The 17,688-nt window shown below is 61.8% G+C and carries 11 protein-coding genes; 4 read left to right on the top strand and 7 right to left on the bottom strand.

Annotated elements, in window-relative coordinates; genetic code table 11:
* Positions 1-3: 3 nt before the first annotated feature.
* From flgK to murJ, 4 genes are all read right to left on the bottom strand, one after another.
* A complete protein-coding gene (flgK, locus tag ABAC402_RS26640; RefSeq protein WP_023448753.1) occupies positions 4-2,145 on the bottom strand; it encodes a flagellar hook-associated protein FlgK in 2,142 nt (713 codons plus the stop codon).
* Positions 2,146-2,490: 345 nt separating this feature from the next.
* Positions 2,491-3,012 carry a copper chaperone PCu(A)C gene (locus ABAC402_RS26635; RefSeq protein WP_031235320.1) on the bottom strand — a complete coding sequence of 174 codons (522 nt, stop codon included), beginning with the start codon at positions 3,010-3,012 and terminating at the stop codon, positions 2,491-2,493.
* Positions 3,013-3,015: 3 nt separating this feature from the next.
* Complete coding sequence (gene trpS / locus ABAC402_RS26630; protein WP_023448751.1) at positions 3,016-4,011, bottom strand: tryptophan--tRNA ligase; 996 nt, start codon at positions 4,009-4,011, stop codon at positions 3,016-3,018.
* Between the two features lie 19 nt (positions 4,012-4,030).
* Positions 4,031-5,647 (bottom strand): murein biosynthesis integral membrane protein MurJ, encoded by a 1,617-nt coding sequence (murJ, locus tag ABAC402_RS26625; RefSeq protein ID WP_023448750.1) that lies wholly within the window; start codon positions 5,645-5,647, stop codon positions 4,031-4,033.
* Between the two features lie 171 nt (positions 5,648-5,818).
* Between murJ and ABAC402_RS26620 the strand changes: the two genes are divergently transcribed.
* Together ABAC402_RS26620 and ABAC402_RS40135 are read left to right on the top strand one after the other, a co-directional pair.
* Complete coding sequence (locus ABAC402_RS26620; protein WP_155847335.1) at positions 5,819-7,234, top strand: hypothetical protein; 1,416 nt, start codon at positions 5,819-5,821, stop codon at positions 7,232-7,234.
* 133 nt (positions 7,235-7,367) lie between these two features.
* The gene (locus tag ABAC402_RS40135) at positions 7,368-10,301 is read left to right on the top strand and encodes a calcium-binding protein (RefSeq protein WP_155847334.1); all 2,934 of its coding nucleotides are present in this window, start codon (positions 7,368-7,370) and stop codon (positions 10,299-10,301) included.
* On the opposite strand, the gene ABAC402_RS26610 is transcribed toward ABAC402_RS40135, so the two are convergent.
* Positions 10,302-11,984 carry an alkaline phosphatase gene (locus ABAC402_RS26610; protein WP_023448747.1) on the bottom strand — a complete coding sequence of 561 codons (1,683 nt, stop codon included), beginning with the start codon at positions 11,982-11,984 and terminating at the stop codon, positions 10,302-10,304.
* A gap of 198 nt (positions 11,985-12,182) precedes the next feature.
* Between ABAC402_RS26610 and ABAC402_RS26605 the strand changes: the two genes are divergently transcribed.
* Both ABAC402_RS26605 and ABAC402_RS26600 read left to right on the top strand, forming a co-directional pair.
* Positions 12,183-13,118 (top strand): ABC transporter ATP-binding protein, encoded by a 936-nt coding sequence (locus ABAC402_RS26605; protein WP_023448746.1) that lies wholly within the window; start codon positions 12,183-12,185, stop codon positions 13,116-13,118.
* Positions 13,115-13,876 (top strand): ABC transporter permease, encoded by a 762-nt coding sequence (locus tag ABAC402_RS26600; RefSeq protein ID WP_023448745.1) that lies wholly within the window; start codon positions 13,115-13,117, stop codon positions 13,874-13,876. The genes ABAC402_RS26605 and ABAC402_RS26600 overlap by 4 nt, the downstream gene beginning before the upstream one ends.
* A 155-nt stretch (positions 13,877-14,031) precedes the next feature.
* On the opposite strand, the gene ABAC402_RS26595 is transcribed toward ABAC402_RS26600, so the two are convergent.
* Both ABAC402_RS26595 and ABAC402_RS26590 read right to left on the bottom strand, forming a co-directional pair.
* The gene (locus tag ABAC402_RS26595) at positions 14,032-15,120 is read right to left on the bottom strand and encodes a glycerophosphodiester phosphodiesterase family protein (protein WP_023448744.1); all 1,089 of its coding nucleotides are present in this window, start codon (positions 15,118-15,120) and stop codon (positions 14,032-14,034) included.
* A gap of 94 nt (positions 15,121-15,214) precedes the next feature.
* Complete coding sequence (locus ABAC402_RS26590; RefSeq protein WP_023448743.1) at positions 15,215-17,524, bottom strand: TonB-dependent receptor; 2,310 nt, start codon at positions 17,522-17,524, stop codon at positions 15,215-15,217.
* Positions 17,525-17,688 lie beyond the last annotated feature (164 nt).

Raw genomic sequence — 17,688 nt, 5'->3', positions numbered from 1 at the left:
GCCCTAAATCATGTTAAGCAGGACATCGTACAAGTCCTTGGCCGTCTGGATGAGTCGGCCTGCGGCACTGTAGCCCTGCTGATAAATGGTGAGGTTGACCAGTTCTTCGTCGAGATTGACACCTTCATAGGCGTCGCGGCGCGACTGAGCTTCGGCCAACAGCGATTCGTTGCTTTCCTTCTGGCTTTTGGCGTTGGCAGCGAGATTGCCAACCTGGCCGGCCAGGTCCGAACCGTAGCGCTCCAGGGTCGAGGCACCGCCGCTGTTCAGTCCGTTCCTGGCAAAGAGGGTGGATTTCGACGCGATGTCGGAAATGTTCAGACCGTTGGAGCCATCACCCGTAACCAGGGCGCCCAGCCCCCCCGTGGTGTTGAGGTTGACCTGAGCCAGGGCCAGGTTCCTTGGCTCATTGTAGACAGCGGCGCGTATCTCCAGTCCGGACGCAACCGTCGCCGATGTGCCGCCGACGCCGAAGAACTGGCCAAACGTCGCGCCGGTGCCCAGCCGCGAGGTCGAGTCCGATTTAATCGCCAGGGTATTGGCGGGCGTGCCGAAGCCCTGAAAACTCAACTGGCCGTTGGTGTCCAGCGAGAAGGTGCCATAGCGGCCGACACCGGTCGTGCTGTTGTTCAGCGCATTGACCATGTCGGCCATGGTCTGGCCGGCGGCGGGCGAAAAATCAATACTGGCCAGGGAAGCGCCTTTGGGGGACTTCAGCTGAAAGCTGACTGTGCCGGTGGAAAAGCCGCTGTCGGACGTGGCGGCCAGGCCGGTGCGGTAGGTGGTCGGCACCTGTGTCGTGACCAGGTCATTGAGCCCGAAATAGTGCGAAAAGCCCTGGCCCTGCTTGTTGGAGGGCGACGTCGTGCCGGCGGCGGCCGGATCGACGATGGCAATGCCGGCATTGCCGTTGAGGCCGCTGGCGTTCAGGGTCATGCGGCCATTGGCAAAGCCTATGGTAGCGTGTCCGCCAAAGGCTGAAGTCATATCGCTGGCGAAGCTGCCCGGCGTGAAACTGCCGGTCGTGGCGCCGTTATCCATCGACCAGGTGCCGGCTGTGAAATCGATCGCCATTCGGTGCGTGATGTTGCCCGACGCATCCAGAGTCACCAGGTTGGTCTGGCCGGCAAAGCCGGACATGGCCTCTTCCTGCGTGAGGCTCAGCTTTTTGCCGGTCAGGACGGCCGATGCCGGGACGGAGGTTCCCTGGTTGTGGGCGGCGTTCAGCTGTTCGGCGAACTGGGTCATATACTCGTTGAGCTGACCGTTGACGGCCACGGACGATTTGTCGCGCAGGTCCATCAGGCCCTTGATCTCGCCGGACTGTAGGTTGTCGGCCAGGTCGCGCTTTTCGCCGTTGATCCCGGTAACGACGATGGCGCCGAAGCTGGTCGTGGCATCGACCCCCGAAGTCGGCTGGTAGCTCAGCGTGGCGTACTTGTCGCCGGCCAGGTACATGCCTGAATTGGTGCGCACGGTGACGCCGCCGTTTTCGTTCTGGCTGACATTGACATCCACCAGTTTGGATAGCTCGTTGATGTACCGGGTCTGGGTGGTCTGGGCGCCGGTGGCGTCGTCACCGGCCACGGTCGCGGCCGAAATGGTGGCATTCAGGTCGCTGATGTTCTTGAGCAGGTCGTTGACCGACTTGACCGATGACGAAATGCGGGCGTCGGCGTCGCTGCGGATGGTCTGGATGCGCGCCGAGATGCGCCCGCCCTCGGCGAGGAAGCTCGACAGATTGCTGAGGGTTTGCTGGCGGCTGGCGTTGGAAGTCGGATCTTCCGCCGCCTCGGCCATCGAAGACAGGGCGGTTGCCGCCTGGTTGAACAGGTTGCTGCTGTCGGTGATGTCACCGAACTGCGCCTGAATCTGGTCGAGCAGTTCATAGGTGACATCGGCGGCGGCGGCGGTCGAGGACGCCTTCATGGCAGCGGCCTGAAGGTAGCGGTCGGCGGCCAGGGTGACCTGGCCGGACGTGACGCCCATGCCCTTGCCGCCGATATTGACGGCGGTCTGGTGGGCCACTTTACGGATATAGCCCGGCGTATTGACGTTGGAGATATTGTCGGACGTGACACGCAGCTGGTCCTGGGCCGTCATCAGGCCGGACACGCCGATATTCATGATCGAGGTCAGAGACATGCAAACCCGCCGTGTCTAGGCAAGGGATTCACATTACCCGGCGGAATTTGCCGGGTGCTCGGGCGGGCTGACTTTGAAAAACCTAGGGGTTTCATAGGGTTGAACGATTCCGCGGGCGGGGACGCCCCTGTGTACGGACTCAGGTCGCAAGTCGCGTGCCAGCTGTGGCAATTTCCTTCAAGTCGGGCTGAACGTTGTCACCGACTTCCACCGATGCGTAAATCGCCTAGAGCGGGATGAGTTTTGATGGAATCAAAATCCCGCTCTAACTTTTTGTTTTGTCGCGCAATTTTCCCGAAAACGGGAGCGCCCGTGCGAGTGGCGTCCACTTTATCGGATTGCGCTTTAATGCACGTGCTCTTCCGACGTTCCCGTCTTGGCCAGCGGCGCGTTCGACACCGGCATCCCTAAGGTAATCGGGCCGGCGCCGTCGAAGGTCAGGGTCACGTTCACCGTCTGGCCTTCCGCCGGGCGTTCGGTCAGGCCTTCGAGCATAATGTGGTTACCGCCCGGCGCCAGCACCAGAGTCTCGCCTGGCTTGATCTCGAAACCGCCGGTCTTTTCGCCCATCGACATGACCCCGTCCGTCATGGTCATCTCATGCAGGCTTGCCTTCGCCGCACAGGCGCATGACGCCGACAGCAGCGTCTCCGGCTTGTCGCCGCCGTTCTTGATGGTGACATAGGCTGCCGTATTCGGATTGGTACCCAGGGCCGCTCGCATGGCGTAGTCCGTCATCAGCACCTTGGTATTGGTGATGATGCCGTTGACGTTCGATGACGAGGCTGCGACGCTTGTCTGTTCCTCAACCTTGCCGCAGGCGGCCAGGGCCATAAGGGATAGGGCGAGTACGGCGACAGCTTTCATGACTTAACCCCACAATCCGAAAATCTTCTTCACGTCCTTTACCACGGGGGCAGCGGCTTCGCGCGCGGTTTCGGCGCCCCTGGCGAGGACTGCGTCAATTTGCGCCGGGTCGTTGAGCAGGGCGCGCAGCTTCTCCGAAATCGGCGCCATCTTGTCGACCACCACATCGGCCAGAGCGGGTTTAAACGCACCAAAGCCCTTGCCGCCATAGTCGTCCAGAACGGCCTGGTTGGTGATGCCGGAAAGCGCCGCATAGATGCCGACCAGGTTCTTCGCTTCCGGGCGTTCGGCCAGGCCGGCTTCTTCGGAGGGCAGGGCGTCCATGTCGGACTTGGCCTTCTTGATCTTGCCGGCAATGGTGTCGGCGTCGTCGGTCAGGTTGATGCGCGAATTGTCGGACGGGTCTGACTTCGACATCTTGGCCGTGCCGTCGCGCAAGCTCATGATGCGCGCGCCCGGGCCCTGGTAGAGGGTTTCCGGCACCGGGAAGTAGTCGGTCTTGAAGTCGTGGTTGAACTTTTTGACCACGTCGCGGGTCAGTTCCAGGTGCTGGCGCTGGTCTTCGCCGACTGGGACGTGGGTCGCGCGGTATAGCAGGATGTCGGCGGCCTGCAGGACCGGATAGGTGTAGAGCCCGATCGAGGCGCGTTCCTTGTCCTTGCCGGCCTTGTCCTTGAACTGGGTCATGCGGTCGAGCCAGCCGAGACGCGCCACGCAGTTGAACAGCCAGGCGAGTTCCGAATGCTGGGGAACGGCCGATTGCGGAAAGATAGTCGACAACGCTGGATCCACCCCGGCAGCCAGATAACAGGCGGCAATCTCTCGCGTCTGCGACAGCAACAGGGCCGGGTCCTGCCAGACGGTAATCGCGTGCAGGTCGGCAATCATGTAGAAACGTGTGGCGTCAAGCGACTGCATGTCGGCGAACTTTTTCAGCGCGCCGAGATAGTTGCCCAGATGCAGCGATCCCGATGCCTGGATGCCGGAGAGAATACGCATATCGTCTTAATTCCCTGATCTAGCCCTGGCGGCGCATGACGGCCTTCAGTTCGGAAACCGAGGTCGCGCCGGTGACAAAGAGAAGGGCCATATAGAGGAAGAGGCCGGCAAAACAAACCCCCACAATGGCGAATTCCTTCGCCATATGGGCCTCGATCAGGCCACGGTTGGCCTGAAAGAAGGCCAGGGCGACACCCATGACGGCGCCGCACAGGACAATCTTGATCAGGGCCAAGCCGGATCGTTGGCTCAAATGCCAGACCTTGCGTTTGAGAAGGGTTAGCAACATCAGGGCGACATTGGCCCAGGCGCCTGCGGAGGTGCCTATGGCCAGGCCGGGTACGCCGACCTCGGGTACGACCTGAACGCCGTCGATAACGACGCCGTTGAACAGAGCAACCCCGACACCCAAATTGACCGCCACATTGACCAGGGCGAACTTCATCGGTCCGAAAGTATCCTTGCGGGCGTAGAAGGCCGGGCTCAGGATGCGCGTCAGCACAAAAGCCGGCACGCCCCAGCCGTAGTGCAGCAGGGCGGCGGCGGTCTGTTCGGCGTCGTGGATCAGGAACTCGCCGCGGGTGTAGAGACCGTCGATCAGATAGAAGGGAATGGCGATCAGGGCGGCGGTCGCGGGCAGGGTGAACAGCATGGAATAGATCAGGGCGTCGTCCAGGGTCTGCTGGGCCTTGGCGTGGTCACCCGACTGGACCGAGCGCGACAGGGCTGGCAGCAGCGCCACGCCGATGGCGACGCCGACGAGGCCCAATGGCAGCTGATACAGGCGGTCGGCCACGGTGAGCCAGGTGCGGGCACCGTCGACCTGAGACGCGAATATGCCCGATACCCAGACATTGATCTGGGTCGCGGAGGCCGCCAAAGCGCCCGGCACGGCCAGCCACAGCAACTGGCGGATCTGGGGTGTGAAGCGTGGCAGGAAGGCCAGGCCAACCTTTGCGCCGACCCTGCGCACCGCCCACAGCAACAGTCCCGCCTGGGCGACACCAGCGACAACGATGCCGGCCGAAGCCCACCAGGCGCCCTGGATCGGGTCCTTTTGCGGCAGGACCATGGCCAGCATGACCAGGTTGAGCAGGGTGGGTGCAGCGGCGGAAACGATAAACCGGCCACGCGCGTTCAATACGCCCGACAGCAGGGCGACGATGGTCATGCACGGCAGGTAGGGCATGGCGATCTGGGTCAGCACGACGGCCAGCTTGAACTTGTCCGGCGTGTCGGCGAAGCCTGGATTGATGAAGTGCATCAGCCACGGCATGGCCAGTTGCGCGGCAATGGTGAGCACCACGGTGGCAGCGCAGAGCGTTGCCATGGCGTCGCGCGCCAGTTTGTCGGCGGCCGCCTGGCCTTCCTCGGCCAGGACAGCGGAATAGCTGGGCACGAAGGCGGCGGTGAAGGCGCCCTCGGCAAAGATGCGCCGGAACAGGTTGGGAAAGCTGAGCGCCGTGTTGTAGGCGTCGGCGGCGATATTACCCGAGGCGCCCATGACCGCAGTGATGACGATATCGCGCGCCATGCCGAGAAACCGGCTGATCAGGGTGAAGGCTGAGTTGATCAGCGAATTACGGACGAGACCGGAAGATTTGACGCCAGAGGATTTTGGAGACGAGTCGGACACGGAAAACCCTGGAAAAGCGGTTGCGCAGCATTAGGCTTGCACAGCAAAGCCTGCAAGCGGTTATGGGTTCATTTGAGTTAAGGGCGTGCAATCATTTCCGACAAGCGCGACTTGATTTGTACGCGCCGCCGCGCTTAATGGCGCCAATCGTTCAGGGGCTCGGAGGCGAGGGTGACTATGTGGAAAACTGGCTGGGTAGGTTCTTGGGTGTTTGGGTCGCTGGCCGCCGCGGTCAGTTTTGCGCCGGTTGCGGCGATGGCGCAGTCCATGTCGCCGAAACTGATCCGGGAAGCTGAATACGGCACCGTCCGTGAGGTCGAAGGCGAAAAGCTGATGATCGCGGTGGCGCGCGACGGCTGTCCCGCCGCGTGGCAGCCGGCCGGCGGCGGACCATGCTTTGAAACGCTGAAATCCAAGCTGACCGCCAATCCGATACGTGTGCTGGGGCTGTACACGGCGCCGGAACCGCGTCAACGCATCGCCGGCCGCTATGGCAGCGATTTCAGCCTGTTTACCGCCAGGATCGAGAACGGTGCCCTGGTGGCGCAGCGCCTTGACCTGCCGACCTCGGACGTCACCGTCCCGCGCAACTGCTACCGCCTCAACGGCGAGGGCGTCGGCTATGTCATAGCCGCCGAGAACGGGGTAAATGTGGCCTATGAGAGCCAGATCGCGTCGTGCGACGGCGGGCCAGAAACGGCGCAGGGGCCTTATTATCCCGAAGGTGAGCCCATCCTGCCGGGATCTGCCGGCGTTCATCACCGCACCGAAGAGCTGCAGGTGTCGGGCAGTGTGCGCTATCTCGCCGTCACTGGTACGACCTGCGACAAGGCCTATCAGCTGCGCAAGACGTGGTGCGCTCAACCGGCTATCACCTATCTGCAAAATGCCCCCGGCGAGAAAGAGGTCGATCTGATCGCCGCCCGTATGCCGGTGAAGACGGGCGATGTTTTGAGTGAAAAACAGGTCGATCAATGGGTATTGAAACGCAAGGGGCGTGATGGTTTCAAGGCCGACAGCCGCTGGATCGACAAGTCTTTCCTGAGCGGCCCATCCGGCTGCTGGGCAACGCAGTCCATCGGCTGGTACGTCAGCGAGCAAAAGACCGGACAGCCTGGCGACGGGCAGTACATTACGGAACGGGCCCACCATATTTGTGGCGCTCCCCTGGCGCCGGTGCCGGTAACCATCTTTGAGGCGTATGGCCGCGAGTTGGAGGTCGTCGATTGCGCCGAACGCCGTGGCGACTGGCGCAAGAACGAAAGCGGCTGTCCGGACCGCCTGCTGGAAGTTTTGCAGCGCATGAAAGTGCGGGACGCGACGATCGTTGTGCTCAATGAACACGGCCGGGTGGGGGACTACCTGCACACGGGCGGCTATGTCAGCTATGATGTCGCCCAGGTCCGCATCGGCAAGGAGGGGGGGCTGGACATCGATGTGGCGTATAGCTATGCGCCCGGCGTCTATATGTCCAACTGCAGCCCGATGACTGACGGCCCGTCGGAAAGCCGCGGGTTTGTCCTGGTGCGCAGCTTGGGTGTAACCCGGGCGCGCGAATATCAGTGGATGGCGTGTCCGGTCTACTGATTCAGCCAGAAATCGGCGTGTTAACTTGACATTCATCAGGTCTTGACCGCGCATCTTTCGCAACCGAGTAAAGCGTTCAACCGGAATGATCGTTGGCGTGCGCCTGTGGGCTGTGACGCCTGGGAGGCTCAATATGTTCGTGTTCCTTGGTGATGATGGCGATGAGGGTATCGACGGTCTCGACGGTGATGTCGGCGCACCCGGTATAGCGCCGGGCGACGGCACAGACGGCAGCGCCGGTAATGACGGTGAAGGACTTATCGGGCACCTGCTCGATCAAAGTGATGTCCTGTCCGGTGACCTTGAGGTCCAGGCTGAAGGCGGCTGGGGCGGTAACGGCGGAAATGGCGGGCTGGGCGGCAGCGCCCCGGCCGGTGTCGCGTTCAATGGCGCCAACGGAGGTAACAGCGGCCAGGGTAGCGCCGGGGGCGACATCGATATCGGGATCGACAGCATCATTGCCGAGACGGTGTCGATCCTGGTGGTGGCCGGTTACGGCGGCAAGGGCGGTGGCTGGAACAGCACCGACCTGTTCGGCAATGGCGGCGCGGCGGCTGAGGACGGTTACAATGGCGGAAACGGTGGCGACGCGGGACATGGGGGTGTGGGAGGCAGCACCAGTCTGACGCTGGCGGATTCCGAGGTCGGCGCGACCTTTATCCAGATATCTGCCGGTGACGGTGGGGCGGGCGGCGACGGTGGCGACGGCGGCGAGGGTGCCCCCGTTGGCGGTAACGGCGGCAATGGCGGGTTGGGTGGCCATGGTGGTGCCGGTGGCGGAGCCGCCTTGTCGGTGATTGACAATCTGTTCGTGACCTCTGACGGGCGGGCGATTGCCGCGACGGGCGGCAAGGGCGGTGACGGCGGGTTGCAGGGCTATGCCGGCATCGGCGGTGCCGGCGACGAGAGTTACGGCAACAACGGCAATGGCGGGGAGGGTGGTGACGCGTCGGTTGCGGTCACCGGCAACATCTTCGACTTTTCCTCAGATTGCGGCTGTGAAGACGGGATCGTCATTGCCGTTGTGGGCGGCCAGGGTGGATTTGGCTATGCCTCGCAAGACGATCCGAGCCAGGACGGCGTCAGCGGCAGTGGCGGTGACGCCGTCATCGACTTCAGCGGCAATCATCTGCGCGCCACGATCGATGATGTGGTGATTTCGCTGGCTCTGTTCCTCAATGCCGGCCAGGGCGGGGTGTTCCTTCCGGATCCGACGGATACGACCGCGGGTGTCAAGGGCGCAGATGGGACAACCAGCCTGATTTTTGGCAACAACACGATCGAGGGCAGCGCCGGTATCGACACCTTCCAGCTGGAGATCGACAATTTCATCTATGACGAGGCCGATACAGGGGTAGGTATCACCCCGCTCGGCAGCGTGAGCATCGACCTGACGGATGGGGTGATCGACCTGGGCAGCGGCGCGGCCAACGTGATCGCGGATATCGAACATGTCGACGTCATCATCCGCGATGGCTATTTCGACAGCCAAGACGATTTCTTCGACAGCGGCGTCGCGATCTATCTGCGTGGCAATGGCGCCGCCAACGACCTGGGGTCCAGCGCAGGCGACGACGAACTCAAAGGTGAGGCCGGCAATGACACGCTGATCGGCTATGGCGGCGACGACACGGTGATCGGTGGGCTGGGCGACGATGTGCTGTATGTCGACGGCGATTTCGACGTCGTGGTCGAGCTCGACGGCGAAGGCAAGGACACGGTCGTCTCGACCATCACCTGGTCGCTGGTCGGTACCTTTATCGAAGACCTGTATCTCGACGGTTTCGATGATGTTGACGGCAACGGTAACGATGGCAGCAATCTGATCGCCGGCAGCGCCGGCAATAATGTCCTGGACGGTGGGCGGGGCGCCGACAGCCTGTATGGCGGTGATGGCGACGACACCTATTATGTCGACGACCTGGGCGACAAGATCCACGAAGATGCCGGTATGGGGCGTGACACCGTCATCTCGTCGGTGACCTACACGCTGGCGGGACGGGTGGTCGAGCACCTGACCCTGACGGGCAGTGATAACCTCAATGCCACCGGCAACACCCTGGCCAATACGCTGACCGGCAATGACGGCAACAACATCATCGACGGCGGCGAAAACTACGACAAGATGTACGGTGGGCTGGGGAATGACACCTTCTTCGTCGACAATGCCGGGGACAAGGTGTTCGAATCCGCCGGCCACGGCACGGACGTGCTGCACAGCTCGGTGGCCTACGACCTGACCGGCCGCCATATCGAGGTCGCCTATCTGACCGGCTCGGACGATATCGCGCTCTACGGCAACAGCCTGGCCAACACACTGCACGGCAATGATGGCGGCAACCTGCTGGATGGCCGGGCCGGTAATGACAGCCTGTCGGGCGGGCTGGGTGACGATACCTATGGCGTCAATGCGTCGGGTGACGTGGTGACCGAACTGGACGGCGAAGGCACGGACACGGTCGAATCGTCGCGCAGCTACACCCTGGGCGACTTCGTTGAAAACCTGTCCCTGACCGGCGTTGGCGATATCAATGGCACGGGAAATTCGCTGAACAACGCCCTGGTCGGCAATGAAGGCCACAATGTACTGACGGGCGGCCTGGGCGACGACAGCTATTACGTCCAGGTCGGCAATGATGTGGTGGTCGAAGCCGCCGGCGGGGGCAATGACGAGGTTTATTCGTCGGTCAGCTTCTCGTTGTGGGGCACCTATGTAGAGGGACTGGTCCTGACCGGCACTGCGAACATCGATGCGACCGGCAACAATCAGGTGAACGCGCTGTTCGGCAATGACGGCAACAATGTCATCGACGGCGGCGGCGCGGGTGACCTGTTATGGGGCGGCCTGGGCGCGGATACCTTCCTGTTCCAGGTCGGGTGCCGGGCCGACAGTATCTACGATTTCGACGCGAATGAAGGCGACGTCATCGATGTGAGCGCCTTCGGCACCGGCACGATCAGCCAGGCCGGCAGCCACGCCTTGATCGATCTCGGCAGCGGGAATCTGGTGTGGGTGCGCGATACGGATGCCACCGATGCCGGTTTCCTGGGCGCCATCATCTGGTAGTCAGGTTTCGCTGAGAGGCCCGACGCCCGTTTCAACGGCGCGGGCTTCGAAGGTCTTGCGCACCGACAGCTTGAAATCGTGCGAGGTGATGGTGTCGACCGCCATCCATTCGCCGGTCATCTTCTCACCTGTCAGGGTCAGGCGGACAAAGCCGTTGTGACCGTCGTCGCTGGCGATGATCTCCTCGTTGCGCGCCGCCAGGGCCTCGGCCAGATGCAGGTCCGGCAGCCAGCTATCCAGCCACCGCGTCGGCGAGGTGATCGAGGTCACGCCCATTTCCACCGCCACCTGCTGGCCCGCAGCATCGTGCAATTGATTGGCCCAGGCGGCATGGCTGTCGCCGGAGACAACCACCGTGCGGGCACCGGCGGTCTTGATCAGGTCGTAAAGGCGTTCGCGCTCGGCCGGATAGCCGTCCCAGGCGTCGAGATTGAACGGAAACGGATCGGGACGGCTGAACAGGCCGGCCATGGCGCCCAGAATGCGCTTGGGCCCGTCGGGCAGTACGCCCATCAAACGCGCGATGTTTTCGGCACCCAGGGCGGTGACCACGTCGGGGCCGGCCGTGCGGGTCATCACCACCTGGCTGCCCAACACCTGCCAGCGCACGCCGGCCTGAACCGAAGCCTTCAGGGTATCGCCCAGCCAGGCGCGCTGATCTGCGCCGAGTATCTCGCGCGCCGGAGCGTTGATCTTGGCACGCATGGCGTCGAAGGCCGGCACACCATCTATGAAAAGGTCGGCTTCGTAGTCGAGTTGCTTTGTCCGCCCGACCAGCCGGGTCTCGGTCATGATCAACTCGGCCATGTCACCGAAGCGGAAGCTGCGATAGATCGACTCGGCCAGGCGGCCGGGGGAGGCTTCGCGGATGGGCATCCATTCGCCATAGGCCTTCAGGGCGACGGCCTTGCGCACCAGGAAATCACCTTCGCCTTCATCCGGGTCGTGGTTTTCCGCGCCGCTGGTCCAGCAGTCGTTCATGATTTCGTGGTCGTCATAGACGCAGATCCATGGCGCCCGGGCGTGGGCGGCCTGCAGGTCCGGATCGGCCTTGTACTGGGCATGGCGGGTACGGTAATCGGCGAGCGAGACGATTTCGTGCGGCGGCTGCGGCGTGCGGTTCAGCATCCGGCCATTGCCCATGCCGTAGTCGGTCAGGCCGGCGCCATATTCATAGATATAGTCGCCCAGATGGACGACGGCATCGACTCTTTCCAGATCGGCGATGGCGCGATAGGCGTTAAAAAAGCCGTTGGGATGCAGCGAGCATGAGGCCACGGCCAGTACGACCTTGTCCGTGGTGCGAGGCAGGGTGCGGGTGCGGCCAATCGGTGACGTCACATCCCCGGCGATAAACCGGTAGACATAGTCCGTTCCGGCTTCCAGGCCGGTGGCATCGACCTTGACGGTGTAGTCGCGTTCTGGCCCGGTGGTGAAACTGCCCTGGGCAACCAGCGCGGTGAAACTGTCGTCGCGGGCGACCTGCCAGGCTACCGTAACGGCGGCCTGGACACCACTGATCCGCGTCCACAGTATAACCCGGTCAGTCAGGGGATCGCCGGAGGCGACGCCGTGTCCGAAGCGCTGGATCTGCGGTGGCGGAGCGACGGCCGAAGCGCCAAGCGCCGGCGATGCCGCAACAATACCCAAGCCCAGAAGGGCGCGACGTCGGTTGAAAGCCATCTCGACCCCTGCGAGTTGTGTCAGTTGACGAGGCTTTAAGGTGATTTGACGACAGGGATTTAACAGCTGCGTGACGGTTTTTCGGCGGAAAGGTTAAGGTTCTGCACACTGCCACCGTCTGTCAGCAGTCTGTGGCGGCGTCCTTGATCCGGCTGGACCCTTGCGCCATATAAGGCCCACCCGAACAAGGACGCCCGCATGGCCGATTCCATCATCAAGATCGAAAAGCTCGCCAAGACCTACAAGGGCGGGCATAACGCGCTCAAAGGCGTGGATCTGGAGATCAGGCGCGGCGAAATCTTTGCCCTGCTGGGACCTAATGGCGCCGGCAAGACCACCCTGATCGGAATTATCTGCGGCCTGGTGCGGCCGACCTCGGGTTGCGTCATTGCCGACGGCCACGACATTGCCCTGGATTTCCGAAAGGCACGCTCGGCAATCGGCCTGGTGCCGCAGGAACTGGCTACCGACATGTTCATAACGGTGTGGGCCACGATGGAGTTCTCGCGCGGCCTGTTCGGCAAGCCGCCAAACAAGAAACACCTGGAAAAAGTGCTTCGCGACCTGTCGTTGTGGGACAAGAAGGACAACAAGATTGCCACCCTGTCCGGCGGCATGAAGCGTCGGGTGTTGATCGCCAAGGCCCTGGCCCACGAGCCCAGGATTCTGTTTCTCGACGAACCGACGGCCGGGGTCGATGTCGAACTGCGCCGCGACATGTGGGACATGGTTCGGCGCTTACGTGAGAGTGGTGTCACCATCATCCTGACCACCCACTATATCGAGGAAGCCGAGGAAATGGCCGACCGGATCGGGGTGATCAACAATGGCGAAATCATTCTGGTCGAAGAAAAGCACGCCCTGATGCGCAAGCTGGGCCAGACTCGGGTGACCATTGTGCTGAAGGAACCGATGAGCGCCATGCCGCACGCGTTGGTCAAATGGCCCCTGACCCTGTCCGAGGACGGCACGACCCTGTATCTGACCCTGAAGGGTGAGGGAGAGGATACCGAAGCCGATGCGACGGGTCTGATCAAGACCCTGGCGGCGCTGAACATCGATTTCAAATCGGTTGATATGAGCCGGTCGTCGCTGGAAGACATATTTGTGGGTCTGGTGGGAGCTAAACAATGAACTGGCATGCCATATGGGTCATCTATCAGGCCGAACTGGGGCGCAGTATCCGCACCCTGTTCCAGAGCCTGGCCACGCCGGTTATATCGACCTCGCTCTATTTCATCGTCTTTGGTTCGGCCATCGGGTCGCAGATGGGGGACATTGGCGGCGTGCCCTATGGCGCCTTCATCATTCCGGGCCTGGTCATGCTGACCCTGCTGACCGAAAGCACCTCCAACGCCGCGTTCGGGATATATCTGCCACGCTTTACCGGGACAATTTACGAAGTCCTGTCGGCGCCGGTTTCAGTGTTCGAGGTCGTGGCCGGGTATGTCGGCGCGGCCGCGACCAAGTCGGTCGTGTTGGGGTGTGTGATCCTGGGTACGGCGCGCCTGTTTGTGCCCTATGAGATCGTCCATCCGTGGGCGACGGCAGGCTTTTTGATTTTGATTTCGCTGACGTTTTCGCTGTTCGGCTTTGTGCTGGGCGTTTGGGCTGACGGTTTTGAGAAGCTTCAGGCGGTACCGATGCTGATCTTGTCCCCTCTCGCCTTTCTGGGCGGGACCTTCTACTCGATCAAGATGCTGCCCGAAACCTGGCAGACCGTGACCCTGTTCAACCCGGTGGTCTATCTGGTCAACGGCTTCCGCTGGGCCTTCTACGGCCAGGCCGATGTTAATGTCTGGATCAGTCTGGGGATGACCCTGGCCTTCCTGGCGGTATGCCTGGCCATCGTGGCGTGGATATTCAAGACGGGTTACCGGTTGCGGACCTAGGGCTGAAAAACCCCTCTCCCCGTTCTTCACGGGGAGAGGTTAGGGTGAGGGGCTTCTGTAAACGCCGCTGCACCTGAATTGTCAGAATAGCCCCTCACCCGATCGCCTTCACTTCGTTCCGCTCTCGTCCTCTCCCCGCGGGCGGGGAGAGGAAGTTATTGCGCGAACTTATCGCGTGCAGCGACCGCTGTGTCGGGGAAGTCGCTGAACACGCCGTCAACGCCCATGTGGAACAATTGCGTATATTCCGCCGCCGGATCACCCGCGTAGAACGGATCGAGCCTGTCATTGCGCAGGGTCCAGGTGAAGACCTGCAAGCCACGGGCATGGGCGTTGTCAACAATGTCCTTACGCACGACCGGCTGTCCGTTGCTGAAGGACACGAGCCAGCGCTTCCACGGCGAAACAACCGCGGCATAGGTCGCCACCTCGTCCAGTCCCTCCTGTGTCAGCATGTCGGCATAGGTGCCGGCGCGGCCTGAGACCACCCAGTCATAGGGCTTGTCGTCGGGCGGCAGCAGGGTCACCGCGCCGGTCGGATCGACGTCCGAACCGCTGACCAGTTGCAGCAGTTTGATCGGCGTCATCTTTTTCAGCGCCTTGAGATTGGCCTGTTCGAACGACTGGATCCACACCGGCGCCGTGGCCGAGTTCAAACCGGCACGGTCTAGCATGTCGACCAGCTTTTCCTCTATCGCCAGCCCGACCTGACGATGCAGGGTGGGGAACTTGATCTCCGGCACAATGCCGACTGTTCGTCCAGACTCCCGCGACAGACGCTCGCGCAGGCCCAGTACCTCCTGAAGGGTCGGAATTTCGTAGCGGTCGTCGTCGGCGTGGCTGCGGTCGGCAAAAACCTGGCGGGCGCGCAGGGTCTTGATTTCAGCCAGGGTAAAGTCGCTGACGAAAAAGTCGGTAATTTCGAACGTGCCAAAAGAGACCGTCCGTTTGCGGTCGGCAAATTCCGGATGGCTGAGGATATCGGTTGAATCCGTCAGAACCGGATCGTGGCGCACGACCAGGTGGCCGTCCTTCGTTGCCACTACGTCAGGCTCGATATGATCAGCCCCCATCCGCACGGCGGCCTCATAGGCGGCCAGGGTGTGTTCGGGCAAGTAGCCGGAAGCCCCGCGATGGGCGATGATTTGGGGCCCGGGCGACTTGAGACTGGGGGATTCGGCCTTGGCGTAGGCGGGAAGGGCCATGGCGGCGGAGGCGGTGATGACAAGTTGACGACGGTTCATGGCCCCTGAATAACCCAGACATGCAACAGAAATAAAAAAGCCGGCTGTGGTGGTGCACAGCCGGCTCAGTTTCGGGAAAGTTTAACGACGCAACTTAGAACTTTTTACGTACGCTCACAAACGCCTGACGCGGGGCGCCGGTCAGGATGGTCTGGTTGGTCCCGGAGGCGTCACTGTTGGCGAAGCCGTTGGAGCCAATCGTCGAGATGTATTGCTCGTCGGTCAGGTTGGTGATGTTGAACTGCACCGTCGTGCCGATCGTGTCGAAGCGGTAACCGACGCTCAGATCGGCAATGGTCGAACCTTCAACCAGGCCGCCGATGTTTTCGTAGGTGTAGTAACGCTCGCCGGTGTGGTTGACACCCAGGGTGGCGAACAGGGCGCCATTGTCATAGGCCAGTTCAGCCTTGGCCAGGTTCTTCGGTGTGTTGACAACCGTCTTGCCCTTGGTGCGGGCCTTGATCGTGCCATCAGCCGCGACAACATCGTTGGCATAGGTCGAGTCGTTGAAGGCGTACGTGCCGTAGACCTTCCAGGTATCGCTCAGGCGGTAGGTACCGGCCAGCTCGAGGCCCTTGGTTTCGACCGAACCAACGTTCGACAGCACCGGGGCATTGCCCTGGATGCCCGAACCCTGGGCCACGGCCAGGATGCGGTTGTCGAATTCGACGCTGTAAACCGCGGCCACGCCCTGGAAGCGATCGGTGCGCAGGCGCACGCCACCTTCGAGGGTTGTCGAGGTTTCAGGCTTCAGCGTATCGCGGACATAGTTGATATTGGCTTGATTCTGCGAGCTGAAGGGGCCTGCTGTCGCCGCCGAGACGTAGGCGTTCATGTTTTCGCTGTAGGAAGCGAAGACTTCATAGCCGTTATCCAGTTGGTAGACAGCGCCGATTTGCGGCAGGAAGCTGTCCTTGGACTCCAGTTCGGCCTTGATGGTGCCGCCGACCTTCTGGTTGACGGTGTTTTCGACCGTCAGCGACTTGAAGCCAAAGTTGACCTTCAGGGCCTCAGTGGCCTGCCATACGTCCTGGACATAGGCCTGGGTCGTCTTGGTGTTAAAGTCGTATTCCCACTGCGTGAAGAACGGGTTCTTCTGGAAGCCCAGCGAGTCACGGCGCGGGGCAGCCAGGGTTTCACCGTAGAAACGGCGCGCCTGGGTGAAGTCGTTGTCTTCGGTCCAGAAGCCTGCCGATACCTGGTGCGCGCCCAGATCGAAGGTGAGGCCCGCGATCAAACCCGTACGGTTGATGTCGTACTCAGTCGTGCGGATCGAGACAAAGGCGTTGTCGGTCGAAGGGCTGGCCGGGTTGTAGAAGGGCGAGTAGACGACGCCGGGCGACGGCAGGTAGGGCGTGACCCACAGGCCCTGGCCTTCGTTGGCGTGGTTATAGATCTGGGCATTGACCCGGATCATGTCGGTCAGGGCGAAATCGGCTTTCACGCCGCCGATGGTGTCATTACGGACGCCGGCGCCGTAGTAGTAGGCGTCGTCAACGGTCGTGATCTTGCCCGGATAAACCGGCGAAGCCTGGGTCTGATACAGGTTTGCCACCTGATTGGCCAGGGCCCAGTTCGGCTGGAAGTTGTCCCAGTTATAGCCCAGACGTTCGATCATTTCGAACGACATGTCTTGATAGTCCTGTTCACGGCGTTCCGAACGGTTGGCAAAAGCCGAAATTGAACCGTCTTCACCCAGGGGCAGGACCCACTTGGTGTTGATCTGTTGCGCCTTCTGATCGCCGGCACCCTTCCACTTTTCAGCCTTCTGGTCGGCAGCGGAAACGTAGCCACGCAGACCGCCCAGGACGTCGATGCTGCCGGTCTCAAAGCGACCGTAGAGGCGGTGCATCGAGTCGCTGCCGATCGAGGCCGCCAGTTCGCCGCCCAGATCTTTCGACGGGTCGCGCGAGACAAACTTCAAGGTGCCGCCCAGGTTGGACGAGGTGGCGGAATCGACCGAACCGGCGCCTTGCACCAGGTCAATGCGGGCGATGTCTTCGTTGATGATGGCGCGCGAAATGTGCAGGCCGTTGTGGTTGCCGTAGGACATGTCACCCAGGGTGACGCCGTCCAGGGTAAAGCCGGTCTGGTTCTGGTTGAAGCCGCGGATCGAGATGCGGGTCGACCATTCATAGGCACCGAACGGGTCGGCCGACTGGAAGGTGACGCCTGGCAGCTTGTCGAGCACCTTCAAAGGCGAGGTGCCCGGTGCGACTTCGGTCAGGTCCGAGGTGCGCAGCGACTGGGTCTGGCGGCTCTGGCCTTGACCCAGGACGATCACTTCGGTGATCTCTTCGGAAGCGACCGGCGCGGCAGCTTCGTCGGCATAGGCGGCGGTTGAAAGTGTCGCGCTGGCGACGAGGGCCAGGGCGGCGACGGATGTGAACAGGAACGATTTCATAAGTATCCCCTTGGGCGCCGGTGAGGGGGAGGGTGGCGCCATAGGGAAGGCGCCGTAGCGACGGACGATGACGTTTTGAGTAAGGTTTTTGGACAGTTGGGTGTCGAACTCGCAAAGCTTTTATGACCCGCCCGCAAAGCCCTTATTTCGCAGGGGAGCATGGT

Origin of the sequence: Asticcacaulis sp. AC402, from assembly GCF_000495835.1 — a bacterium.
Taxonomy (GTDB): Bacteria; Pseudomonadota; Alphaproteobacteria; order Caulobacterales; family Caulobacteraceae; genus Asticcacaulis.
Note: the sequence above shows the minus strand (reverse complement) of the source record. Positions and strands in the feature narration are given on the sequence as shown.